The organism is Neoalteromonas arenosi (assembly GCF_030362855.1).
Lineage (GTDB): Bacteria > Pseudomonadota > Gammaproteobacteria > Enterobacterales > Alteromonadaceae > Alteromonas_E > Alteromonas_E arenosi.
The window spans coordinates 174,426-199,977 of record NZ_JAUCBP010000007.1 but is presented as its reverse complement, the minus strand read 5'-3'; the positions used below and the strand labels follow the sequence as shown (position 1 = coordinate 199,977).

General features: G+C 45.7%; 17 protein-coding genes and 1 pseudogene. 9 read left to right on the top strand and 9 right to left on the bottom strand.

All coding sequences use genetic code 11. From position 1 onward, the window contains the following. The first annotated feature begins 133 nt into the window (after positions 1-133). From QTP81_RS07350 to QTP81_RS07340, 3 genes are all read left to right on the top strand, one after another. The gene (locus tag QTP81_RS07350; protein ID WP_289364706.1) at positions 134-3,208 is read left to right on the top strand and encodes a tetratricopeptide repeat protein; all 3,075 of its coding nucleotides are present in this window, start codon (positions 134-136) and stop codon (positions 3,206-3,208) included. A gap of 239 nt (positions 3,209-3,447) precedes the next feature. Next, on the top strand, positions 3,448-4,605 hold the full coding sequence (locus tag QTP81_RS07345) for a helix-turn-helix domain-containing protein (RefSeq protein ID WP_100644597.1): 1,158 nt from the start codon (positions 3,448-3,450) through the stop codon (positions 4,603-4,605). A 14-nt stretch (positions 4,606-4,619) separates the two neighbouring features. After that, positions 4,620-5,105 carry a PIN domain-containing protein gene (locus tag QTP81_RS07340; RefSeq protein WP_100644598.1) on the top strand — a complete coding sequence of 162 codons (486 nt, stop codon included), beginning with the start codon at positions 4,620-4,622 and terminating at the stop codon, positions 5,103-5,105. A gap of 234 nt (positions 5,106-5,339) precedes the next feature. Here the strand turns inward: QTP81_RS07340 and QTP81_RS07335 are convergent, their stop codons facing one another. After that, positions 5,340-6,386 (bottom strand): helix-turn-helix domain-containing protein, encoded by a 1,047-nt coding sequence (locus QTP81_RS07335; RefSeq protein WP_289364705.1) that lies wholly within the window; start codon positions 6,384-6,386, stop codon positions 5,340-5,342. A 164-nt stretch (positions 6,387-6,550) separates the two neighbouring features. Here QTP81_RS07335 and QTP81_RS07330 point away from each other — a divergent pair, with 164 nt between their 5' ends. The 3 genes and pseudogenes from QTP81_RS07330 to QTP81_RS07320 form a co-directional block, all read left to right on the top strand. Then, complete coding sequence (locus QTP81_RS07330; protein ID WP_100644600.1) at positions 6,551-7,024, top strand: hypothetical protein; 474 nt, start codon at positions 6,551-6,553, stop codon at positions 7,022-7,024. Between the two features lie 19 nt (positions 7,025-7,043). After that, a complete protein-coding gene (locus QTP81_RS07325) occupies positions 7,044-7,457 on the top strand; it encodes a DUF6326 family protein (RefSeq protein WP_100644601.1) in 414 nt (137 codons plus the stop codon). Between the two features lie 96 nt (positions 7,458-7,553). Next, a pseudogene (locus QTP81_RS07320) lies at positions 7,554-8,382 on the top strand (IS256 family transposase); the annotation flags it as partial. Between the two features lie 775 nt (positions 8,383-9,157). Here the strand turns inward: QTP81_RS07320 and QTP81_RS07315 are convergent. From QTP81_RS07315 to QTP81_RS07305, 3 genes are all read right to left on the bottom strand, one after another. After that, positions 9,158-9,868: a LamG-like jellyroll fold domain-containing protein gene (locus tag QTP81_RS07315; protein ID WP_289364704.1), complete on the bottom strand. Its 711-nt coding sequence runs from the start codon at positions 9,866-9,868 to the stop codon at positions 9,158-9,160. A gap of 406 nt (positions 9,869-10,274) precedes the next feature. After that, on the bottom strand, positions 10,275-10,925 hold the full coding sequence (locus QTP81_RS07310) for a CPBP family intramembrane glutamic endopeptidase (RefSeq protein WP_289364703.1): 651 nt from the start codon (positions 10,923-10,925) through the stop codon (positions 10,275-10,277). A 619-nt stretch (positions 10,926-11,544) separates the two neighbouring features. Next, entirely contained in the window at positions 11,545-12,780 is a 1,236-nt protein-coding gene (locus tag QTP81_RS07305; RefSeq protein WP_289364702.1) for a TMEM143 family protein, read from the bottom strand. 168 nt (positions 12,781-12,948) lie between these two features. Between QTP81_RS07305 and QTP81_RS07300 the strand changes: the two genes are divergently transcribed. Then, complete coding sequence (locus QTP81_RS07300) at positions 12,949-15,063, top strand: alpha/beta fold hydrolase (protein WP_289364701.1); 2,115 nt, start codon at positions 12,949-12,951, stop codon at positions 15,061-15,063. A gap of 19 nt (positions 15,064-15,082) precedes the next feature. Here the strand turns inward: QTP81_RS07300 and nhaD are convergent, their stop codons facing one another. Next, entirely contained in the window at positions 15,083-16,978 is a 1,896-nt protein-coding gene (gene nhaD / locus QTP81_RS07295) for a sodium:proton antiporter NhaD (protein WP_289364700.1), read from the bottom strand. A gap of 188 nt (positions 16,979-17,166) precedes the next feature. On the opposite strand from nhaD, the gene acuI reads away from it, so the two are divergent. Both acuI and QTP81_RS07285 read left to right on the top strand, forming a co-directional pair. Next, complete coding sequence (acuI, locus tag QTP81_RS07290) at positions 17,167-18,150, top strand: acrylyl-CoA reductase (NADPH) (RefSeq protein WP_289364699.1); 984 nt, start codon at positions 17,167-17,169, stop codon at positions 18,148-18,150. 85 nt (positions 18,151-18,235) lie between these two features. After that, positions 18,236-20,146 carry a propionyl-CoA synthetase gene (locus tag QTP81_RS07285; protein WP_289364698.1) on the top strand — a complete coding sequence of 637 codons (1,911 nt, stop codon included), beginning with the start codon at positions 18,236-18,238 and terminating at the stop codon, positions 20,144-20,146. A 134-nt stretch (positions 20,147-20,280) separates the two neighbouring features. Here QTP81_RS07285 and QTP81_RS07280 read toward each other — a convergent pair whose 3' ends face one another. From QTP81_RS07280 to QTP81_RS07265, 4 genes are all read right to left on the bottom strand, one after another. Next, positions 20,281-22,179 carry a S9 family peptidase gene (locus tag QTP81_RS07280; RefSeq protein WP_289364697.1) on the bottom strand — a complete coding sequence of 633 codons (1,899 nt, stop codon included), beginning with the start codon at positions 22,177-22,179 and terminating at the stop codon, positions 20,281-20,283. A 115-nt stretch (positions 22,180-22,294) separates the two neighbouring features. Beyond that, entirely contained in the window at positions 22,295-23,788 is a 1,494-nt protein-coding gene (locus QTP81_RS07275; protein ID WP_289364696.1) for a tryptophan halogenase family protein, read from the bottom strand. 21 nt (positions 23,789-23,809) lie between these two features. Next, a complete protein-coding gene (locus QTP81_RS07270; RefSeq protein ID WP_289364695.1) occupies positions 23,810-24,832 on the bottom strand; it encodes a cupin-like domain-containing protein in 1,023 nt (340 codons plus the stop codon). Then, on the bottom strand, positions 24,833-25,552 hold the full coding sequence (locus tag QTP81_RS07265; RefSeq protein WP_289364694.1) for a SapC family protein: 720 nt from the start codon (positions 25,550-25,552) through the stop codon (positions 24,833-24,835).

Here is a 25,552-nt window from a genome sequence, read left to right as displayed (position 1 = left end):
GTTCGCATTTTGGGGTTTCAAACATTGGAAATTTTTTGAAATGGAAATAGGGGTAACTCTATACAGTTTCCAATTTGACAACTTGATTTGAAACGCAAACAATGAAGTTTGAGTTCGCAACCAATACGACACAATGCAGTCACCAAATACTTACATGGCCTTTATATCCTATCGGCATGCGGATAATACTGAGCAAGATAGGCAATGGGCCACGTGGCTGCATCAGCAGCTGGAAGTGTATGATGTACCGCCTGAGTTAATTGGTACCACAAACCTTCGTGGTGAAGTCATTCCTGAGCGGATTTACCCCGTGTTTCGTGACGAGGTATCGCTACCGGCTGATGCCGATTTAAGTAATTCTATTACCAGCGCGTTAGATAAATCTGCCTTTATGGTGGTGTTATGCTCGCCCCGAGCCACACAATCCAAATACGTGAATCAAGAAATCCTGCACTTTAAACAAACCGGCAAGCAAGACCGTATCATGGCAGCCCTATTACTCGGTGAGCCGAATGCGTCGATTGATGAATCAAAAATAGAAGACCCCGAAAGTGCAGCTACACTGGAGTGCTTCCCTGAAGCCTTGCAGTATCACTTAGACGCCGATGGCAATCTAAATAAAGGCTCTCAAACCGAGCCCATTGCGGCTGATTTTCGCCTGCCCGGTGGTGGTAAAGGTTTAACCAATCCTTCGGCATATAAAAAACACTTACTTGAGCAAGGCAAAAGCCGCAAGCAAGCAGAGCATTTAGCCACACTGTATGAAGAGCAATTGGCGAATGCCAAGCTGAAAATCATTGCAGGGATACTCGGGGTATCGCTTGAGCAGCTGACAACCCGAGACAAAGTTCACCAATTAAAACTAGCGCGCAAGAAAACGCGCCAAGTCAGCATTGTAGCCGGTGTCTTTGGCGTGTTATTCGTACTGGCAGGAATTGCCGGCACCATTGCTTATCAACAATACACTAAAGCGAATGAAGTGCTTGGCTCATTAAGTAGCAATTTACAGTTTATGAACTTTGAGTTGCGTGACGTGCTTAGAGCTTATGTCCCCACTGAGCAACGCTTACAAGTCAGTGAACAAATCGATGCTATATTGGCTCAGTTAGATGCCTACAGCATGGAAAGCAAAGAAGACCTTTTTCAAAAAGCCGTTGCTTTAACTCAAAAAGCGGATTTGCTCGCACAGAGTGATACAGCGGATTTGTCGCAAATACTAGCACTGTATCAACAAGCGCTGGCGATTAAAAAAGAACTCGCTGCGACTTCCCCGAAGGAAACCAGCTATCAACAAGCACTATCGGTATCGTATGAAAGGTTGGGCGATATCCAGCTGCGGTTAGGCAATACCGAAGCCGCTCTTGAGGCTTATCAGCAGGCGCTGACCATTAGAGAACAACTCGTTACACAAGACCCAGAAAATACCGGTTTTCAGAATGGCCTGTCGGTATCGTATATCAAGGTGGGCGATATCCAACTGCGGTTAGGCAATACCAATGCCGCCCTTGAGGCTTATCAGCAGGCGTTGACCATTAAAGAACAACTCGTTGCACAAGACCCGCAAAATACCGAGTTTCAGCGCAACCTGTCGGTATCGTATAATAAGAATGGCAATATCCAGCTGCAGTTAGGCAATACCAATGCCGCCCTTGAGGCCTATCAGCAGGCGTTGACCATTGCGAAGCAACTCATTGCACAAGACCCGCAAAATACCGATTTTCAGCGTGGTTTGTCGGTATCGTATAACAAGGTTGGCGATATCCAACTGCGGTTAGGCAATACCGAAGCCGCCCTTGAGGCCTATCAGCAGGCGTTGACCATTAGAGAGCAACTCGTTGCACAAGACCCGCAAAATTCCGAGTTTCAGCGCAACCTGTCGGTATCGTATAATAAGAATGGCAATATCCAGCTGCGGTTAGGCAATACCAATGCCGCCCTTGAGGCCTATCAGCAGGCGCTGACCATTGCGAAGCAACTCGTTGCACAAGACCCTCAAAATACCGATTTTCAGCGTGATTTGTCGGTATCGTATGAAAAGATTGGCGATATCCAACTGCGGCTAGGCAATACCGAAGCCGCCCTTGAGGCCTATCAGCAGGCGTTGACCATTAGAGAGCAACTCGTTGCACAAGACCCGCAAAATTCCGAGTTTCAGCGCAACCTGTCGGTATCGTATAATAAGAATGGCAATATCCAGCTGCGGTTAGGCAATACCAATGCCGCCCTTGAGGCCTATCAGCAGGCGCTGACCATTGCGAAGCAACTCGTTGCACAAGACCCTCAAAATACCGATTTTCAGCGTGATTTGTCGGTATCGTATAACAAGGTTGGCGATATCCAACTGCGGTTAGGCAATACCAAAGCCGCCCTTGAGGCCTATCAGCAGGCGTTGACCATTAGAGAACAACTCGTTGCACAAGACCCGCAAAATGCCGGTTTTCAGCGTGATTTGTCGGTATCGTATGAAAGGTTGGGCGATATCCAGCTGCAGTTAGGCAATACCAATGCCGCCCTTGAGGCCTATCAGCAGTCGTTGACTATAGCTAAGCAACTCATTGCACAAGACCCGCAAAATACCGGGTTTCAGAGTGATTTGTCGGTATCGTATAACAAGGTTGGCGATATCCAACTGCGGTTAGGCAATACCAAAGCCGCCCTTGAGGCCTATCAGCAGGCGTTGACCATTAGAGAACAACTCATTGCACAAGACCCGCAAAATACCGGGTTTCAGAGTGATTTGTCGGTATCGTATAATAAGAATGGCAATATCCAACTGCGGTTAGGCAATACCGAAGCCGCCCTTGAGGCCTATCAGCAGGCGTTGACCATTAGAGAACAACTCGTTGCACAAGACCCGCAAAATGCCGGTTTTCAGCGTGATTTGTCGGTATCGTATAACAAGGTTGGCGATACCCAGCTGCGCTTAGGCAATACCAATACCGCCCTTGAGGCCTATCAGCAGGCGTTGACCATTAGAGAACAACTTGTTGCACAAGACCCGCAAAATGCCGGTTTTCAGCGTAATTTGTTTGTAAGTTTGTGGAAATTGGCAGATACCCTAGAGAGCTTAGAAAAACATGAAGAGGCTAAGGATTTATGGCAACAGTGCCTTGAGCAACTGTTATTAATGCAGAGTAATGACACGCTCCAAGTCGATGACGTCCGATTCATTGAAATAGTCAGAAGTCGACTAGCTAACTACAACTGAAAAGCATGTATTGACTGTCTGCTTTAAGCCCTTCTTAACGTGGAGCTATTTCTGACTATTATCTTGGTGAGTCTGAATGTCTTCTGTGGTCATTAACAGCAATTATTTTGCTCCTTAGGTCCTATTGGTTTTTAGCGCAATACTTATTATCCATTGAACAGTTCATAGCGAGCCTCCTCGATTCAATAAAGTAGCTATTATTAAATAATTTGTTATTATGATTACTAAAGGAGACCGCAATGAACAATCAAGCTATTGCTCACAATCTAAAGCGATTGCGCTCAAACGCGCGATACAATCAGTCAGATCTAGCTGAAAAGGCTGGTATGTCTCTTAGTGGTTACCAAAAACTTGAGCGTGGAAAGGCTACTCCGAGAGCCGAGTCGATCAAAGCTCTAGCTCAAGCTCTACAAGTACCAATTCAAGAAATACTGGCTGAAGTGAAGCCTCTTAAGCATATTCGGTTTAGGTCTCTCAAAAGGCTTAAAACTAGGGAACAAATTATTTCTGATGTGGTTACTTGGTTGTATGACTTTAATTCTCTAGAAGAGCTTACTCAAGACAAGCAAGTAGCCGATTTACAAGAGTTTTACGCTTACAAGGAAAGTAATACCTGCGGAATACCTGAGCTTGCAAACTATTGCAGAAGTAAGTTTGGATTGGGTCCCAAGGAGCCAGTCATGGATATTTGTGGACTTCTCGAAGCAAGAGGAATTAAGGTCCGCTCTATTGAAGTGGAAACTGATTCATTTTTAGGGTTGTCAGTTAGTGAGCAAGAAGAAGGCGGCCCCGCTGTTATCGTTAATACTTGGAAGAGACTGCCGGTAGAAACTTGGATATTTAGCGCAGCCCACGAACTCGGTCACCTCCTGATGCATCTAAATGCATATGATATTGACCAAACTACCGAGATTGAAGAACAAGAGGCAGAAGCTGATCAATTTGCATCACATTTCCTTATGCCACAAGACGCCTTTGAAAGAGAATGGAATGAAGCGGCCGGCTTGAGTTTTGTGGATCGTGTCTTAAAGGTAAAAAAAGTCTTTAAAGTCAGTTGGAGGACTGTTCTTTATCGATACGCTGAAGATATGCCGTCTGAAAAGAAAAATAAGCTTTGGATGAATTTCAATATCGAGTTTAAACATCGTTACCGTAAATCTCTTCAGAAGCATACTGAACCGGTAGGCATTGAAAGCGACCATTACAGGATTAACCATAGGTATACCACTGCAAGCGAGCCCTTCAATCTTGATGTATTTGATTTTAGGGAAGATCGCTTACCATTCCTTGTAAGAAAGGCAGTTGAGAGTGGCAATATTTCACTTTCACGAGGGGCAGAAATACTGAGACTGCAGAATAAAGAAATGCGTCAACTGGCGTCTTCATGGGTTGGTTAATTCGGGAATAAATAGTGCCAGTAATAACAGATGCAAATGTCCTCATTGACTATGCCGATGCCGATATAATGATGCTGGCGTTATATTCAGAGAAGATTGAAAGAGTTGTTATACCTTCAGTTATTCTAGGTGAAGTTGAGCAACTTAGTCATGATGACTGTTTGCAGTATGGATTTGACGTAGTTGAAGAGGATCTAGAAGTTCTTTTTGAAGCATCAAATGCACAACATGGGCCCTTGTCTTTTCAAGACAAGGTTTGCTTGTATTTAGCAAAGAGCATTGGGGATATAACTTGTATTACAAACGAGAAAGCACTCCTGAAATTTTGCGAGGAAGATAACATACCAACGAAGCGAGGGTTGAAGCTGTTACTTGAACTCGCCGAACAAGGTTTTATTTCGAAAGACGAAGCCATTGGTACGGTTTACGCAATACACGAGTGCAATCCGCTTCATATTCACCAAGGCGTGGTAGAGGATTTTATTCGTCTTATCGGGTGACTCATGGTGAAAGCCGCGACGATCTGCATATGGTTACTAGTTACCTTTAACATGCACTAACAGTAACTAATCTGTCTTGATGCCTAAGTCAGAACGGCAGAGTTGGTTGGCATGACGGATTCAAAATCCGCCGCCCGCGAGTGTGCACCGTCCGAGTGTCGGCCCATCGCGTGGCGACCAATCAAAGTCCGCCGACTGGTACCATCTACATGACTCAGGTTTAATGGCCTTTTGTTAAGAGGCCAATTGTTGGTTGCGGTACTGACCAGGTGTTAAGCCTGTAAATTCCTTAAACGCTCGTGTAAACGGAGCCGAAGAAGCAAAGCCACTTTCAATACCAACAACTAATACTGGCCAGTCTTTTTTGTCGTCCGCACTTAACAGCGTCTTTGCATGCTCAACGCGCATTTGGTTAATGTAATGATTAAAGTTTTTGGCATTAAAGTGATTGAGCATAATGGCTCGGATACGATATTCAGGCACATCTAAGTCGCGAGCAATGTCGGCAACCCGCAAATTCGATTCCAAAAAGCGTTTTTCTTCTACAAACAAAGTATGAATTTTTTCGGCGAGTACATCTGCTTCCTGAGCGGAGGGTTCGCCATTTTGCTCTTGTAAGTCGACCTGTTGTCTGCGAAATCGAATCAGCGCGTAGGTACTTGTTAATATCAGGGTATAAGAAAAAACGACAAGCCAGTCTCGTCCTGCGCCAGCTAAGAAATGAGCTGGAAGCGCAGAGGCAATAAACACAACGCTGACAATTCCTGCAATGAGTGTCGATAAGTAAATAATGGATATTTTGCGCTGTATTGCAGTTGCATTTTGCAGTACTCGGTACCCTTCCCAAAACGCGAGGATGAGCATTCCAGAAGATAAAAGAGTAATCGCTTCAGATAAAATAGTGGTTAACACGGGGATCCAGTCTGTATTTGCCAACCACATTTGTTCAATAAAACGCAAAAGGTGCCTGAATATGATTGCTGCGGCTAGCAGCCCGACAAAAACCAGATGATGACGTTTGATTGAGTTAGATTTACGGAAAAACGCTCGAGCAAATATCCAGTATCCACTGCAGGTGGCAAAACCGAGTGAGCCTATCAAATGGTGGTAGGGTGCCCAAAAGTCACTGGTTAATATATATGACATATGCATAGAAGATGATGCACAGAAAAAGGCGAACGCTAAGTGAAAAAGGTTCTTTTCTCGGAGTTGATAATGAATGATAGCTAGCACAACAGCGAGTACAATGACAAAGAGTTGTGCTATATGTAACAATTCCAATTCTTATTCCTCTTCAAACCTACCGCAATTTTACATCAAACTTTTTCAATTTCGAAAATCTTATTCTTTATTTGTGCATTTCGTAGATCGATTTTCAAATTTGATGCTTCTGGAGCCCTTGTTGATGGCAGCATAGCAGCGAATTTAGAAAACGAGGCATGCATATGCAAAATAAATCAGTTGTAGATATCGAAAAAGAAAACGGGGCGCCTTCAGTACCTCTTTGGAAAACATGGGGGCTGCGATTGTTTTTTGCTGGAATGGTGGTTGTTCTTGGTAAAAATCAGTTACTTTATATTTTAGACGGTGCGTCTGAATGGACGCCATGGAGAGGGTTAGGACATTCAATGTTGTTCGCACTTTCCCTGTTTGCAATAGGGGGGCTGTTGCGTCCATTAGCGTTTTTACCCCTTATGATTTACGAGGTGGTGTGGAAAGCCATTTGGCTGACGGTGGTTGCAATGCCTCCATTTCTGGCTGGAGACGAGATCCCTGCCATTGTCAGTGCAAAAGGATCGTTAATTGGGATTTGTTTAATATGCCTTGTGATCCCATGGAGATACGTTTGGTGGAAATACGTCACTCAACCTATAGAACCGTGGAGAAGAAAGAAGCAAGAGAATAGTAACAAGTATTAACGGTTTAGCAGGAGGCGCCATGACAAAACTTTGTGACTTTGATATCAACATCAAATTAAAGCTCAGTGCCATTTGGGGAACTGTCATGTCTTTATATATCTATTGTGATTATTTTGATTTGTACAGACCCGGAAAACTGGAGTCTATGATGGATGGTACTGCGCTTTTCGGCGGCATGAGTCAAGGGATAGTTCTGGGACTATCCTCAATATTGCTGGTAACAAGCTTAATGATTTGTTTATCGGTCCTTTTGCCACCCAAAATGAATAGGCTACTCAATATTGTTGTCGGGACAATAATGACGGTGATGATGGCATTAATTTGTTATGCTGATGGTTGGTATTTTTACAAAATGTACGCCGGTTTTGAGACAATACTCACGGCGTTGATAATTTGGCTCGCGTGGCATTGGCCGAGAGAAGGTAGCGTTTAGTAAGAGGGGAGTTGATACTTTTTTTAACTCTCCCAGCGTGAGAGTGTAAAAAGATCTGTGTAAGTGGCATTCTTAACCTGTTGAAAGGAATGCAGAATGCCAATATCAAACAAACTTATCGAACAGCTTCTTGATGGCTGTAACTCCCCTGACGATATTCTCGGCGAAGCCGGATTACTTAAGCAACTGACCAAGAAGGTTGCTGAGCGAGCGTTGAGTGCTGAGGTGGAACAACATCTTGGCTACGCCAAACATGCACCAGAGGGGAAAAACTCCGGCAATTCCCGTGACGGTAAATCCAGTAAGAAGGTGCGCTCTGTGCACGGTGAAATCGAGCTGGATATTCCACATGACCGCAATGGCAGTTTCGAGCCGCAGCTGGTCAAGAAAGGCGACAAGCAGCTCAATGGTTTCGATGGCCGTATCATCTCGCTGTATGCGCGAGGCATGACAACCCGTGATATTCAGGCGCATTTCGAAGAATCTTACGGCGTAGAAGTCTCACCAACCTTTATCTCACAAGTTACCAATGAAGAGCTGGATGAGGTAAAGCAATGGCAGCGACGTCCACTGGACGCATTATATCCTGTGGTTTACTTGGAGCTCGGCATCAACACCGATGGTGAAAAAGAGTTACTTGGCTTATGGATGGCACAAACCGAAGGCGCTAAGTTCTGGTTGTCTGTGATGAACGAACTTAAGAGCCGTGGCGGACAGGATATCTTCTTTGCTTGCTGCGATGGCCTAAAAGGCTTCCCTGAAGCCATCGAGGCGGTTTTACCCGAAAACACAGATACAACTGTGTATTGTACATCAAATTCGCCACTCGCTGCGCTATGTGAACTGGAAACAGCGCAAGGTCATTGCCGCTGACCTGAAACGTATTTACGGCGCGGCCTCACTAGCTGAAGCGGAGCTGGTCCTGTCATAGTCAGAGGTAAAAGCTCTACCTTCGCTTGCTGCTTCTTTTTCCGCTTGTTGATATGCCGATTTTGCTCTGGATAATCGGCCACCGCTTTCAAGGCAAGTTTCAAGAGTACTAAAGGCTTCGAAATTCATGGTTCGATTATAGGATGCACTCGACGAATCATGACATATGCCCGATGTGCTTTTCTTTACTTGGGCGTATGCGTTATTAGGAAACGTGCATGCGAATATAAAAAAGCTCAGTAGAATCAGTATTGATGTATTGCGAATTATGATTGCCTTATTCTTATTTCTTTTACATTAACGTTATGATGCCAAGGTTATTGATTATTATCACCGTTAAACGCATTTCTAACTTTTCCGATGTTAGTAATACCGAGTCTAAGAGGCTAGCACGAATCAGCTTCGTTGTAAGGCTTGCTAACTGCCGTGCTGAAAAAATTGAATAGTTGCTTTTAAGCTGCATTTGCCGTTGACTACCAATCAAACCTGAACAGCTGAAATACGTACGCAATTGAAAAAAGGCCTTGTCTGGCAATAAAAGACAATTAACGGTCGTTCGATTTGCATCAAAAATGCAATTACAAAACTATCGTTTTTGGTGGTACTTAAGATGTTTAAAATAAAAAGCCCGAGTCCGATACAAAATCGAAATCAGGCCTTGGCCGGCGCTTAGAAATGAATCCAACTCTATGGGGTCACTTCACAACAAACCCTTTTCTTGACGTGCCGCTATTCATTTTTCTGTTTCAAAATAATGAGAGCCAAATTGTTCAAGACTTAATCTTTCTAGCGAATAAACATGCAAATCCAATTAGCAATAAACCAATTGTTTGTGGTGCTGGAACCTCATTTGCTCCTTGAATTTCCTTTATCTCTTCAAGAGATAAAACTTCGTTATATATAAAGATGTTGTCAAGTTTGCCATGGAAAAACTCCCCAAATGGTGCAAACTGAGCGCCAAACCTTGTATCAGAACCTCCAGCTGATGGCCCAATGTTGTAATTCGCCGTATAAACTAACTGCGTATCAATGTAAAACCTTGTAAATGAATCGCCCGTTGTTAAAGCAAAAGAGTGGAATTTGTTATCACTTGGAAATTTAAGACTTGTGTTAAGGATTGTGTCACCAAGTCTGATGTCTCTATTTCTATCATGCCCAATATAGAAACCGCCACCACTGAATCCTTGTGAAATTAGTTCTACGAAAAGAGCACTTTGAGGAGAAAGTTGTTGTGCATCGATAAGAACAGAAAAAGAACTACCGAGTAATGGAATTATTGCGCCGTCTAGTTGCACTAAATCGTCAATACCGTCCAAATTTAATGTTCCACCTGAGACCGTTGCCCCACCTAATAAGGTACCATCGACCGAGCCCGTGCTATCAACAACACTAGAGCCGTCAAACGTGTATGAATGGATTAACGCAGCAGAAGCGTTTAGTGAAATAAAGGATAAAATTAAAAGTACAGGAATATATCGCATTACTTATTCGTCAATAATTACATCTAACACCGACAAGCAAATCTTGCACCATATTCATATAAACCATTTAATATCAATACCTTAAAGGTGTCTTGCTTATAATGCATTTTCAAAAAAAATATACTGTAAAAAAATTTGACACTGTATTCATTCGAACTGCTAATCCTCTTTAAGGTTAATAGCAATTGACGTAGCTCAAGCGACCTCTTAAAAGTCATTTCTTGCCGCTTACTAATGATTAAGTGCGAGTGTCAGCTATACGTACAGAGCGGCCCCTCGCCGGCATTGAGGTCGCAGGGTTTAAAATGTTTACTGCAGCAACAGAACCCTTTAGCTTAAATGAACACTTCATTTTAGGTTCTGCTGCCAACTTCCTATTAATTTTGAATTAGCTTTTTAACACTACCTAACTGGCAGCCAGTGCCCGCCCCTCATTCATCCCAGACCAGCGCCACATTATGACTAGCGCAAAAATGCCTATCAAAACTGAAATTGCACTACTTTCAAGGCCGAAGTTTCCACCGGTAAACCAGCTGGGCATGTCGTTCAATTGCGGCGTTAATATTCCTGTCGCTGAATGACCACTAACATTGAACCCGAATACATTTCCCATACACCAATTCCAGCCCAAATGCAGCCCAACTGGTAGCGCTAAACTCTTAGTCTTATAATAAGCTAAACCGAACAATAAGGAGCCAACAAATAAGTCTAAAGAACCAATAACTTGGCCTACGCCCTCCATTCCAGGATTAGTCCAGTGACCAACGGCAAATACTGTAGCTATGAGTAATTGAGCGGTCCAAAACCCTAAACCATCGATCAGACGTTGAAACAAGAAACCTCGATGCAGCAGCTCCTCCATAAAAGCCCCCACAAAAAACAAGTAAAAACTATTGAGAAGTATCGACGAATTAAAGCTTTGATTGATTTGAAAACTAACACCGCCACCAATAAAAACAATACTGCACAGTGCAACAATCATCATTGAGCCGGCAAGAATGCCAATACTCAATTGTTTGAACCAACGTCCATCGATTTTTAAACCAACCGATTTCATGCTCTCTTTTCGAAGACGCAAACATATCGCAGTTACTATTAAAATGAGAAGTGGGGCAAGCATTTCGAGAACATGTTCATGTAAACCGAATTCACTTAGTGTCGTTTTGATTGGCTTATAGATAGGTCGGGTAGCTGCAATTAACAATAGAAAGATGGCAATCCACCATCCATTTCGAAGTTTATTCTCGGTGTTAAAAAATACCGTTCTCAACTTATTATTCATTTTATTCCTTGTTTTTTTGTTAGGTAATTCTAATTACCTTTTGCAAAAAATATTCCAAGGAAATTTAAGCAGTTATAGGGGGTTTAGCCGCTTACACTAACAAATAAATGATTATTTTGACCAAATTTTAAGCCGTTCAAACAAAAAATAGCTGAAATTGATTAACTAAAAAACTTGGCCATAAAGCCACAAGACTAAATTGCGTGGCAAAAACTTCGTATTACACATTACAAAAATGTAAAGCATCGAATGGCAAAGACGCAATAAAAGGTTCTCAACTCTCACCCTATTGTTAAATACACTTTTGCCTCAGGCTGTTTGCTGATTTCGTGATGAGCATAGTTAAATTGCCAACTGATTGAAGCTTAAAATGTTATTTTATCTGTATTCGCACCTAAAACTCGTGCAACCCATCCCAATACTCGTCTAGCACCTTCACGGCCTCATTTATTGGGCGTGGTGTGTAGTGTGTGCCGGTGTAGTGGACGAGCTCCATTCGCACTAACTTGTCTAGGGCGTCGGCTACGTCAAAATCGAGTTCGCAGTCATATTTGTCTTTAAACCACTGCTCGATTTGTTGGTCGATTTTCTCGTCGGTTAAGCCTTCGCTCGGTGCTTGAAGTAAAAAGGTGTAGGCTAGGATGGCTTCTTTGCAGTCTTCTTCTTCGGCGGCATCGATTAAGGTGTGGAACACACCAGAGTTATTGTCGAGGTTTTTAAAGTACAAGTTATCTGACAGTGCCTTCATAAACTTGATTTTGCGGTTCTTAAACTTGCTCCACTCTTTAAAAATAAAGCTGCCGAATACACCTAAGCCGATGCCTAGCGTGATTAAGTGCTGGGTAGTAACTTCTACCGCCTCATCTTTTAAGCCCAACCAAAAGGCAAATAGCGATGCGAGCAAAAGAATCGAAGCGCCTAATTTGGTCACCAACACCACTACGCCACCGATTGCCGCCGAGCTACCGATAACCACTTTATCAATGGGACGCATGCGCACTTCGCTGTTGGGAAATAGCATTTCCAAATCAGCTTTGGGTACGTTTTGAAATAGCTTCACAATAGTTGAGCCGGGGGTAAAACCAAACGGCGTTTTACTTTGCGCTTTAAAGTAAGCCTCGTCCTTAAAGGTGATATAAACCGCTACGCGATCGTAGTTGGTGAACGTCAGTGGCTTTTTGCGAAGCCCCCAAAAGCTGCGCAGCACTTCGGTTTTCTTGGATTCACCGCGGCGGTAAAACACCACTTCAGCAAAGTCGCTAAACGACACTTCAAGGCGCACTTTGAACAACGACTCTTCGGTAAGCGCATCTTGCAAGTCGGCATCGGTTATCTGCTCAAAATTAGCTGAGTCTAGTAGCTCGGCAAATTCTTTAGCGAAGGCTTTTTGACTGGCTATTTTATCTTCTGGTGTCACACTGCGCAGATTGCGCGTGACTTTATCGGGGTCAAAAGGTGCGTAGTGATCTTTTAAACTTTCCAGTTTTTGATGATATTCATAGTGAATGCGATTGATCAGCAAAGTACAAAATGTGGCAAACTCGGTGTTATCGCCATGTTGATTGAGGCGTTCGGCACACATTTGCACAATGTCTTTTTTCAAAAACGGGATAAAGCGGTCACTTGACATAAAGGGTACAACAACGGGTAGATAAAAGCGTACCCACTATCCTAATCCATGCAGATAAGCATTACACCCATTGTTATAAAAGGCGCTGCTAGTCTCAACTAGGGAAAATTGCTCAACGCTTGATTGTTTGCTAGCGTAGATTCTGACAAAAATAACGAGAAACGTCAGATGCTTACCACCCTACGCCTTTATCGTGCTTTGCGCGCGCGCACTACCTTTACGTCGCTAGCAGCCATTCTGTTTACACAACTCTTATTTACTGCCACGGCAAATGCCCAACAGAGCGAAGCTATCAGCGAGTTGATGGAAGAATCCAATCTAGTCACTGTTGTCTGCCCATTTAAAGACGAAATTGATTATGAGCCTGAGCGCTTGCGCTGCGGCATGTTGTCAGTGCCTGAGAATCGCGATGATCCGAATAGTCGAATGATCCGTCTGACCTACGCACATATCATTGCCTCTGCCCGTAATCCAGACGAAGAGGCTGAAGAAAGCGATGAGGAAGAGCCACTTGAGGTACGTGAAGATCCGGTTGCTTACTTAACCGGTGGTCCTGGTGTTGGCATAGAATATTATGTAGAGCGCTTCTTAGATCATGACTTAACCAAAACGCGCGACATGTACATTCTTAACCAACGCGGTATTGGCTTTTCAGATGAATTCTGCCGCTTCTACTCAGCCACCAGCCGCGAGAATATGATCTCGGTTACCTTGGCTGAAAATGAAGTTGAAACGGCTGAGCGTATGCAAGCCTGTTTCACGGCGGCATCCGCTAGTGGCGTGGATCTAACCGCCTATAACACTTATGAAAATGCCCGCGACGTAAAATCACTGCGCGAGGCACTAGGCTTTGACCAGTGGAACGTTTGGGGTATTAGTTACGGTAGTCATTTAGGTCAAATGCTCACCCAAGTTGACCCTGAGGGTATTAAAGCGCTCGTCCTCGATGCCATAGTACCCAATGATTTGGGCGATTTAATGCGCATTCACCGCTGGATAGGCCGTAACCACGAGCTTATTTTTAACGAATGCGAACGACAAGACGCCGATATCTGTAAAGGTCTGCGCGAGCGTTTTTATGCAGCATATAACTCGCTGGTTGAAAACCCTATCACTGTGGAAGCTTACGACGAAGAGCTGTTCCCGTCAGGAAACGTCACCGTACCTTCATTGATTGTTGGCTTTGCCCCATTTGCGATGCAGTATGAGCAAGACGAACATCCCGCTATTCCCGCGGTAATGGACGCACTGAGCTCCTTTGTAGAATCAGGCGATGAAAGTATTTTTAAAGGCTTAGCAGCCGCGGCGAGCCCTTTTGGTGGTGTATCGCAAGGCATGAGTGATGCAATCCGCTGTAACGATGGCTACTTCGCTGCGCAAGCACAAGTAGCCGCCGAAGATTTAAATGAAAACTTTGGCTTTAACCAAGGCGTGTTTACGGTGGAAGGCGCGCAGCTGATTGCCGACGCCTGCGTGGAGTCTGGCCTAACACTGAAAGACCGCAAACATTATCAGTTGGTGCAAAGCGATATCCCCACCCTTATCGTGAATGGCGATTGGGATCCGATCACCCCGACGCCATTGGCTGAGCGCATTGCACCGGGGTTTAGCAATGGCCGATTGATTATTGTGCCCTATGCGGGCCACGGTCCAACGCGTTCGATGTCGGAATGTGCCACACAAGTGATGAACGACTTCTTCGACGCACCAACACAAGACCTTGCTGATTTAGATGCGAGTTGTTTGGAAGCAGGCGCAGATGCCCCTGAGTTTTTAACCTACTTAAAAACCGATGCTACCCTGCGCATTGCGGCTCTAGCGGCCGAAGATGAGAAAAACCTTGTGGCTCCAGCCATGTATATAGGAACCTTGGTATTAATTATTGTCAGTGGCTTCATCGCTATTATTTGCGGCGCGATTGCCCGGCGGGTTTCGAATAATCCGCAGGCTAATTTTGGAGTAGGACCGCAAACGCCACGTTTACTTGCCTTTGCTGCGGTTACTTTATCATTGGTTGGCTTAGGCTTTATTGGAGCAGGAGCAAAAGCAGCGGCCGATATCTCATCGATTAGTTTCTTGGCCGGTTTAGCGCCACCTGCGCACTTCGGTACTATTGTATTGCTGCTGTCAGCAGCGGTTGGCTTATGGGCTATGTATGCTGCGATCCGTACAAGTCGTCAAGTAACACTGCGCCGCAGGACTTTAATTGGCTTACCGCTATTAGGGCTTAGCACCGCATTGTTGTTCGTCTACCTAGCTTCGTGGGGGTTGAGTCCATTTTAGCGAAGTAAACGCGCAGTGGTTACAAACCACTGCCGTTTAACCACAAGTGGACGCCGATGCTCGACACGTAGCCCAAGGCAATTACTGGCGTCCATTTTAAGTGCGAGGCGAAGGTATACACGCCTCGCGCGGTACCCAACAATGCCACGCCCGCCGCAGAACCAATGGCAAGCATGCTGCCGCCCACACCAGCGGTTAACGTGACTAATTGCCATTGCTCCAGCGGCATCACCGGATCCATAGTTAAGACCGCAAACATCACCGGAATATTATCGACAATAGCGGATAACAAACCCACTAATGCATTGGCCCCTATGGCGCCCAAATCGTTATACATTAGCTCAGAAATCATCGCCATATAACCAAACTGACTTAACCCTGCCACGCACATGATCACGCCATAAAAAAATAACAAGGTGTCCCATTCGGCACGTGACACCCGCTCCATTACATCGAATTCTTTAACATCGGCGCGCTGTTCAGTCATATCTTCAAATAGCTCGACCGAACCTATCGTCTTGCCATTTTCATCGGTCACTGGTGCAGCACTAAACATTAAATAGGCACCAGATTGACCGATATTTTCAAAGTAATTCGCCGCATCGTAGGCTTTGCCCTCCAGCGGGTTATCACGATATAAGCCGCCGTAGTGCTGACGAACAGCCACACTCGATTCATCATCAAGCATTACATCGGCAAGGGTTGGACGCTCACTTTTATAAAACGCCTGCCAATGGTTTTTTGTACCAATTACATCAGCTGCTTTTATACCGGTTAATGCCTCTAGTGCCTGATTCCAGTGCGTTACTTCATGCTCGGTATTCAGCATAAACGCCGGATACGGTTGATCGTTAAGATGTGCGCCAATATGTTTACCGTAGGATTGCAAGACACTAAGCGGATTCTTATGTGCTTCACTGCGCCCACCAAAGATTGAATCCGCCATCACCGTGCGGCCTTCCACCCGCTTCAAATAAAACGAATACAAGCCCAAATAGCCCAAGCCAAACATCATACCAGCCGCTGGCGGTAGGTGCAGAAAACTGTGAAAGCTAACCGCAGTAACAATAGTGGCTAAAAATAACGCCATCATCATCTGGGCACCGCGTTTCATCCGCGCCTTTTCCTTAGTTGCTTGCGGTATACCGTCGGGCAAGGCAAAACTCATGATTAATGCGGGCACCAGCCAGTTAACTAGCGACGGCACAAATAAGGGCAAAAACTGTAAGAATTCAACTTTGCCCTTCTGCCATACCATTAGCGTAGTGATATCGCCAAAGGGTGAAAACGCACCACCGGCATTAGCGGCGATCACCACATTGATACAGGCAATCGAGATAAACTTTACATCCTTACCACCAACGGCCATCACAACTGCGCCCATTAACAGTGCTGTAGTTAAGTTGTCTGCTATCGGTGAGATCACAAAGGATAATGCGCCCGTTACCCAAAACACTTTTTTCAGCGAATAGCCTTTTGAGACCAAGTATGCGCGCAAGGCTTGAAACACATTGCGATCTTCCAAGGCATTGATATAGGTCATCGCTACCAGCAGAAATAGGAACAGTTCGGCGTACTCGATAATTGCATGGCGGATTGCATAATGTGCCTGCTCTGACGCGCCAATATCGTTAAAGGCCAGTGCCACCAATACCCAAATAATCCCTGCTGCGAATAGCACCGGCTTACTTTTAAGGAGGTGAATATTGTTTTCCAGAGGTACAAGGGCGTAAGCCAATACGAAAATCGCCACACTCGCGTAACCGTAAAAGGTACCGCTAAGCTTGGGCATTTGAGCTAATGCCGCGCTCGTTTCTGCTACGGCAGAAAACGGCAAAAGCAATAAGATGAGAAAAGTAAAAAATGCGTGTTTGCGTGACAAAGTGAATCGATGCGGAGAAGCCGAAGATCGCATAGGGGTGTCCGTTGATAAATAAGTTTGTGCCATAAATCGCCAGCTAAACTACCATCGCCCCATATCCTTCACCATGCTACTTTGGGTGTAGATGACGCTAGTTCTATTCACTACGACCATCCGCTTATTCTTACTCCCTCAAAACCGTCTATTATGTGGTAATCGTGGCGATACCTTTGGGAGAAAAAATGTTTAAAGGCATATCGATAGAAAAAGATGAGCAAGGCTACCGCGCTAGTGTTAAGGATCTAGATAAGAGTGCGTTGATGGATGGCGATACCGACATTGACGTTGATTACAGCACCATCAATTACAAAGACGCACTGGCCATTACTGGAAAGTCCCCGGTGGTACGTAGCTTTCCCATGATCCCTGGGATAGATTTAGCGGGTACAGTTAAACAATGCTCATCAGGCAAATTTACGCCCGGTGATAAGGTGTTACTCAACGGTTTTGGCGTTGGCGAAGTGCACTGCGGTGGCCTAGCCCAACAAGCGCGACTAAAAAGCGATTGGTTAATCCCATTACCTGAATCAATTTCACCCAAACAAGCCATGGCAATTGGTACTGCAGGTTACACGGCAATGCTTTGTGTGATTGCGTTGGAAAAACACGGTCTGACGCCGGCATCAGGTGAGATTCTGGTCACCGGTGCAAATGGTGGCGTTGGTAGTTACGCAATTGCATTGTTATCAAAATTGGGCTTTACCGTTGTTGCTTCAACCGGTCGCGTCGCCGAGTCTGATTATTTAACGAGCTTGGGTGCAGTCTCTGTGATTGACCGCAATACGCTGTCTGAACCTGGTCGTCCGTTGGCAAAAGAGCGTTGGGCAGGCGTAGTTGATTCGGTTGGTAGCCATACCTTGGTAAACGCATGTGCTAGCACCAAATACGGCGGTATTGTTGCTGCCTGTGGCTTAGCCCAAGGCTTTGATCTACCAGGCACAGTTATGCCCTTTATTCTGCGCGGTGTGACGTTGGTAGGGATTGACAGTGTGATGCGGCCACTGACCGATCGCATAGAAGCGTGGGATAAGCTTGCCAAGCTGTTAGATTCAACAACTTTTGACGATGTAGCAAACGAAATTAACCTTCAAGATGCGGTCAATATCGCGCCAGACCTCCTAGCTGGCAAGGTTAAAGGACGGGTTGTTGTTAATGTAAACAGCTAGGATATGCGGCTTAAGTCGCATATCACTTTTGGCAATGATGGGCTAGTGTTGAGTAATTCAAACTGGATAACGCAAGAGCCAGAGCATGACAACTACTAACCCTACTTATCAATCTGAATATCAAGCATCGGTGGATTCACCGGTCGACTTCTGGGCAGATAAGGCCTGCGCCCTGCCCTGGTTCAAGGCCCCTTCAGCAAAACTCACTACCGACGAAAACGGCCAGCAATTGTGGTTTGCAGATGCCAAGCTAAATACTTGCTATATGGCACTGGATCATCACGTCAAGCAAGGCCGAGGTGATCAAGTTGCAGTCATTTACGATTCCCCCGTAACCGGGCAAAAAGCTCAGTACAGCTATGCACAAATGCAAGAATGGGTTGCCAAATTTGCGGATGTTTTGCAGCAACAAGGGGTGAGTAAAGGCGACCGCGTGGTTATTTACATGCCAATGATTGTTGAAGCCGTGGTTGCTATGCTCGCCACCGCCAGGCTGGGCGCTGTTCACTCTGTTGTCTTTGGAGGCTTTGCTGCTGCAGAGCTAGCGGTACGAATTGACGATGCCAAACCCAAAGCCTTGGTAACCGCTTCTTGTGGCATTGAGATCAACAAAGTCATTGAATACAAACCCATGGTTGACCAAGCCATTGAAATGGCCGAGTCCCCACCGCAGTCGGTGGTGATATTGCAGCGCGCAGAATGTCAGGCAGCGTTAGTTGCTAACCGTGATATTGATTGGCAGCAGGCCATGCAAACCGCCGAGCCTACCGAATGCGTTCCCGTTGCGGGCTCTGATCCGCTTTATATCCTGTATACCTCTGGTACTACGGGTAAGCCCAAAGGGGTAGTACGAGATAACGCTGGACATGCCGTTGCCTTGCACTACTCAATGAGCGCTGTATACGATATGCAACCCGGCGATGTGTTTTGGGCGGCGTCTGATGTGGGCTGGGTAGTTGGTCACTCCTACATTGTCTATGCGCCGCTGCTGAAGGGGTGCACTACTGTCGTTTACGAAGGAAAGCCGATTAAAACGCCGGATGCAGGCGCTTTCTGGCGGGTTGCCGAGAAGTACAAAGTCAAAGCCTTATTTGCTGCTCCTACCGCCTTCCGCGCCATTCGCAAAGAAGATCCGAACGGCGAACTGATTCAAGATTACGACCTTAGTCAGCTTAAAAATATCTTCATGGCAGGTGAGCGCTTGGATCCGCCCACACTGGAATGGACCCAGAACAAAACCGGTAAACCGGTCATTGATCATTGGTGGCAAACCGAAACGGGTTGGTCAATCGCAGCAAATCTCACCGGCATTGAGTTACTGCCAGTTAAAGCAGGTTCGGCTACCCGTCCGGTACCAGGTTTTGATGTCCAAATTTTGGATGAAAATGGTGAGCAACTCGGTGCTAACGAGCAAGGTGCCATTGCCATCAAATTGCCACTACCACCGAGTTGCTTAAATACCATCTGGGGTGACCACCAGCGCTACCAAGAGGGTTACTTAAGCCAATTCCCAGGCTACTACTGCACCGGCGACGGTGGCTACATCGATGAAGATGGTTATCTATTTGTAATGGGCCGTACTGATGATGTAATTAACGTAGCTGGCCATCGGTTGTCGACCGGTGAAATGGAAGAAGTATTGGCCGCGCATGACGCAGTTGCGGAGTGTAGCGTAATTGGTGTCCCCGATGGCTTAAAAGGCCAAGTCCCGGTAGGTTTAGCGGTACTTAAAAACGGCGCTGAAATTCAACAAAGTGAATTGCAAAGCGAGTTAGTCTCGATGATCCGTCGTGATATCGGCGCCGTTGCCTGTTTAAAACAAGCGTTAATCGTACCGCGGCTCCCCAAAACTCGTTCGGGTAAGATCTTACGCAAGCTATTAAGGCAAATTGCGGAGGCACAGCCTTATACAATTCCTTCGACCATCGATGATCCCGCAAGCGTTGACGAGCTCGCGGGGATCATGGAAGAAAATGGGTTAGTTGTTAGGGAATAAATACCTCACCAAGTCCTGTCATAAAATACACCAGACTATGGGGCAGCTTTATTTTCACTATTGGCTTGGGTGCGTTTGTTTTATTAGAGGTATAAGTGGCGCTACGCAGAGCGGCAGCGCCAGATTAGCTTCGATTACAACGTCTCTTCTAACCACTTAAAGAATTCACGTTGCCAAACGATGCCGTTTTGCGGGGTTAACACCCAGTGATTCTCTTCAGGGAAGTACAAGAAGCGACTCTTTAATCCGCGTAATTTAGCCGCTTGGAACGCTTGAATACCCTGACCTAACGGCACGCGATAATCTTTGCCACCGTGGATCACGAACATAGGGGCATCCCACTTATCGACGTATGTGATCGGGTTAAACTCGGCGTAGGCTTTACTCGCCGCGGCGTTATCGGTTTCCCAATACGCGCCGCCAAAGTCATGATTCACGAAGAACATTTCTTCAGTTGTACCGTACATACTGCGCGTATCAAACACGCCACAATGTGAAATAAAGGTTTTAAACCGGCCCTCGTGGTTACCGGCTAAATAAAATGCTGAATACCCACCGAAGCTGGCACCCAGAGCGCCAATGCGATTATTGTCTACATAAGATTCTTTTGCCACGTCATCAATAGCATCGAGGTAGTCTTGCATCGCTTTGCCGCCCCAATCAGTGCTGATCGCTTCATTCCATTCAACGCCATGCCCCGGCATACCACGACGATTCGGTGCGACTACAATGTAGCCTTGCGATGCCATAACTTGGAAGTTCCAGCGGAACGAGTAGAACTGCGATAGCGAAGATTGTGGGCCGCCTTGAAGATACAATAAGGTTGGATACTTCTTGCTCTCGTCAAAATTAGGCGGATAAATCACCCATACCAGCATGTCTTTGCCGTCTTGGGTTTTCACCATGCGCTTTTTCACTGCGGGTAAATCAAGCGCTGCATAGGTGGCTTCATTGACGTTAGTCAACGCGACTAGAGCGTTGTCATCAATATCGTAACGGTAGATTTCGCGAGCGCTGTTCATGCTATTGCGCGTAACTATGAGGTGGTCTTCTAAAGCGGCAACGATACCGTTGACATCAAACATGCCTTCAGTCAGTTGTTTAATGCTAGGCTTACCACGTTTAGTTACAGCGACTCGGTGCAATTGTATAGTGCCATCGACCGGTGCGTAGAAATAGATATACTTGGCGTCTGCACTCCACTCAAAGCCATAAACCGTGCCATCCCAGTGGGCGGTTAAGTTAACTTCGCTGCCATCGAGCATAACCATGATATCGTTTTTATCAGCCTCATAGCCTGGCTTGTCCATGCGCAACCAGGCCATCGTGCCATCTGCAGAAAACTCAGGGTGATTGTCGTAGCCTAGGTTGCTGGCGGTCAGATTAGTGGTTTCTTTACTGGCTAGATTATAGCGATAAATATCCGTGTTGGTACTTGAAACATAGTCGCTACCTGTCAGCTTTTTGCTCACGTAGTAAATGTTTTCGCCCTTGGGTCCCCACACGTAATCATCTGGGCCACCAAAGGGTGAAGTTGGGCTGTCGTAAGGCTGGCCAGCCATGATGTCGATTTTTTCTTCAGTCACCAAGTCTTGATAAAACACATGCTTTACCGTGCCATCATTCCATGTATCCCAGTGACGGTAATTCAAGTCATCATAAACATAAGCATTGGCGTCGCTTAGGTCTGCATGTATATCGGTAGCAAGAATTGATTCTACATTGACCGATTCATGGAAAAGCTTTTTACGGCCGTCGGCTGAGATCTTGTCATCAATTAAAATGCCCTGATAAGCCTCTAGTAGCTGCGCTTCGCCGCCAGCTAATGGCACTTGATATACCTTGCTACTGAAATCGTTGTTTTCAATGCTTGGGGTAGTAACGCGATAGATAACATGCGTTTGCGCTTGGTTTAATCCCAGCGGGCTAACGCGCTGTAACTGCCAGAGTTTCTCTGGAGTCATTACCTCACTGGCAACTGCGCCCGCAGTAAGCGATAAGCCTACACCGGCGACGAAAAGACGTTTCCACATTGTGTTTTATCTCCATAGTTAGTACTGATTTAGAGTACATAAATCACAACAGAGATAATAGGCGTGATCAAAAGTATTAGGAGCTCCAAGCGTAAACAGATGCGGCCAGTTCTATTTACGCTCTTGGCTGATTCAAAAAGTGTTGAATAAACTGTGTATGTGAAGGTAATCGCGAGACCGTTTGTTGCACCACGTTCTCTTGCTGGCGCATAAACATATTCAAATCACGGTCACCCATCATGTCGACGATGGGGTGATATTGCTTGGGTATTAAGCCTTGTCCCATCATTACCTGCACCCATGAGTTTTCGGCAAATAGGTCATCTTGCTCTTCTACTATCGTTCCGTTGTTTTGGAAGAGATTGAGGATTTGCTGTAGGCGATCGGAGACTTTCATTTCGCGTAAGTAGCGCCAGAACTCGTGATCATCACGCTCTTGCAGGTGATAATGCAACACAATAAAGTCGCGGATCGTTTCGGTTTCAACGGTCATCTGCTGATTAAAACGATTAACCTGATTGGTATCAATACCGTCAGTTGGAAACAAACTGATCAACCAAATGATCGCCTGCTGAATAAGGTGAATACTGGTCGATTCGAGCGGCTCTATAAAACCACTGGAAAGGCCCACAGATACGCAGTTCTTATGCCAAAACTCTTTGCGTTGTCCGGTGGTAAAACGAATTAATCTTGGGTCGGTAATGGGTTCGCCGTCAATACCTTGTAAAAGGTCATCAAGCGCACTTTGTTCACTTTTAAAATTGGTCGAAAAGACCACGCCATTGCCGACGCGATGCTGTAATGGAATTTGCCAGCGCCAGCCAGCATCCAGTGCGATAGAGCGAGTATAGGGTACTGCAGGACGATGCGACTGTGTTTGTACTGCATATGCGGCATTGGCCGGCAACATCTCACTCCAGTCATTGTACCCTACGCCTAAAGCTTCGCCCAACAACAATGAGCGAAAACCGGTACAGTCGATAAACAAATCACCGTCGATCACTTGACCTGATTCCATCCGAATTGATTCTATATGTCCGGACTGCGGATCGAGATTGACGTTATCAATTTTTCCTTCAACCCGCTTAACACCGTGCTTTTCGGCGATACCTCGTAGAAATTGGCCGTACTTACTTGAATCTAAGTGATAGGCGTAATTGAGATTGGGATCTTGCATATGGGCAAACTTGCCCTTTTCTGCCGCCAGTGTTTCTAAACTGTAATCTGCATAATCCTTGGCCATCTTTTGTTGCTGAGCGCGCACCCAAAAGTGGTGAAATCCCGCTGCCCAACATGACATACCGGAATTGCCAAACGAGTGAAAATACTTGTGATTTAAGCGAGTCCAATTCTCGAACATGATCCCTAACTTGTAGGTAGCATTAGTCGCCTCGAGGAAATCTGCCTCGTGAATTTTAAGCAGTTGGTGAATAGTCAGTAGCGAAGGTACTGTCGCTTCACCCACACCAACAGTTGGGATCGCATCGGACTCGATCAAGGTAACGTCCAATCGTCGCCCAATGGTCGCAGAAATGGTTGCCGCAGCCATCCAGCCAGCGGTTCCACCACCGGCAATGACTACTTTATTAACTAACTTATTTGTACTCATGCTACACAAGCTCAATCATTGCTATTTGAGTTTACTGCTTAACAGCGCTTTTAGTTTACGCGCCGTTAACTCAGACATTTGATTCTGTTTCTGCTTCACGGGCGCAGGCAAGTGATCATACATATCATCAGGTTGTTCAAATACGTAGTGATTAAACAGCGCCTGCCAGGCTTCACGCTGCTCTTTAGGTAAGTATTTAATGCTTAAAATAGCATGAAGCAACGCATTGGTAGGCACGCCTAAATATGCCGGTGTACTGCGCCACCAATAATTAACCAACCCGTTCAGCGCACTTTTACTCGCCACACTGTGCCACCACATACTCGGGACAAAGATCGCATCGCCAGGCTTAAGCGTCACAGTTATGGCAGCGTTCATCGCTTCGGCAAAACGCGGAAATCTATCCAGATCCGGATTATTCATGTCGACCATACTGATCGGCTGACCGGCTGGAGTAAAATCCAGTGGTCCCACATACAGATTTGCCTGTTGTTCAGGCGGAAACAATGTAAAAGTGCGTTCGCCGATAATGCAACAGGCTATGTTATCTGGGAAATCAAAATGCGGCGCAACCACCGATTGATTGCCTAACCATATCCCCTCACGCACACTTGTTTGGCCTAAATCAAGCGCATTTTCAGCATCAAAGCCGGGCAAATGTTGAGGAATCTCTAGTGAACCTACATAGTAAGTTGGCTGATTGGGCTGGTCGGCAACATCGATAATTTTATTCAGCGCATCATCGAGATACACCTGCGACTGAGCAAAGTTAAATCCATCGACAGTTTCGTTATAGAAGATCCGCCCATTGGCTTCAGGCGTAGCCAAAAACGCGTTAACCGGTTTGCCATTGTAGAAGCGCGTAAGATAATCGACGGCCGCTCGATTAGATTCATTGGCAGCGTGTACTATCGGCCAATGCGCGACTAAACCACGCAGAACCACCGGTTCAGCACCATTGAGGACGCCCTCGGGCACAATACCGGAGGAACATGCTAGTTCAGCCATCGGCGCGCCAAATTCAGTGCTTGTCACGCTATCCATTTAACCTAATTTGGCGTTGCGGATATCAACCAGGTTACCCAGGTTCGACATGGATGCCATGATCATAGTAATGGGTAATAACAGCTTCTGGTCATTTAAATCCTTCAGCGCTTCTGCAGATAGCGCTTCAAATTTGTCATCGGCTATTGTACTAAAACCGACTAGCTCGTAACTGGTGCCGTCTTTAAGCGTGATAGCAATAGTGCTTTCTTCTAATAACTCGTATTTATCTAACGCTTCAACTAATAGTTTATTCTGCTGATGGCCAATATCGATCGACTCCAGCATTTTAATCACTTTCTCGAGATAAGGCGTGTAGTTGCCTTGCTCATCAAAAACGGCTTCACCTTCAGTCGTATTTACCCGTGGATGCGCAGGATTAAATGCAATCACCTGCTGGCGCTCGTCACTGCCTTTGATTTGTTGCGAGCCGATAGAAAATGGTTGGCGCTGCACCATAATAGGAATGTATCGAGCATTCCAACCCGAGTTATCCAAAAATAAGTTCTCACCTTCTTCAAATCCAAATAACGCAACTGGGAACGCAGTATTGTTAGCTTTGTCGCGGTACACCACAATTGGGTAGTGCGACAACACCAAGCGAAACTCAAACGGATACGTCATACAAAACATGACGTCATCGCCAAGCGCGGGCGCGCGGTCAAGTTTTATCTTAACGTTCGCGTGAGCGGCGTTATTTAACATTTCAATTTTCGACAT